Here is a 660-nt window from a genome sequence, read left to right as displayed (position 1 = left end):
CTGAAAGGCATTTGCAGAAGCTAATAATTCGATATCACGACGACTTCTCAAGATTTGTTTGACCTCTTGTATTGAGTGATAGCCCGTTTTTGGTCGTCGTTCGACTAAGCGAGTCGCGCCTTCCTCATTAAAGCCCTTAACCAATCGAAAGCCCAGTTGCACACCGAGTCGGCCATTGGAGCGTTGAATCAAATGATGCTGGGAATAGGAGTGATTGACACAGATAGGCAGAACTTCGACGCCGTGACGACGAGCGTCTTGCACCAATTGAGAAGGGCTGTAAAACCCCATTGGTTGGCTGTTTAACAGTGCCGTATAAAACTCTGCGGGATAGTAGTATTTTAGCCATGCCGAGCAATACGCCAAAACGGCGAAAGACGCTGAATGACTTTCTGGAAATCCGTATTCACCAAAGCCACAAATTTGTTCAAAAATGCGCTCCGCAAATGCTAAGTCGTAACCTCGCTCTTGCATGCCATTGAGCAGCTTAGGCTTAAACTTGGCTAAATCACCATTCTTTTTCCATGAAGCCATGGCTCGACGAAGTTGATCGGCCTCGCCACCACTAAACCCCGCAGCGACCATGGCAAGTTTGATGACTTGTTCTTGGAAGATAGGCACGCCCATGGTTCTTTCTAAAACGCTTTTCACTGCTTCTGA

1 pseudogene is annotated in these 660 nt (G+C 47.1%); it reads right to left on the bottom strand.

Features of this window, described 5'->3' with window-relative positions:
* Positions 1-660 (bottom strand): annotated as a pseudogene (locus tag R7Q48_RS28005) (error-prone DNA polymerase); the annotation flags it as partial.

Source organism: Vibrio sp. 378 (assembly GCF_033339435.1).
The sequence above is the reverse complement of the archived record's forward strand: the minus strand, read 5'-3'. Positions and strand labels throughout refer to the sequence as shown.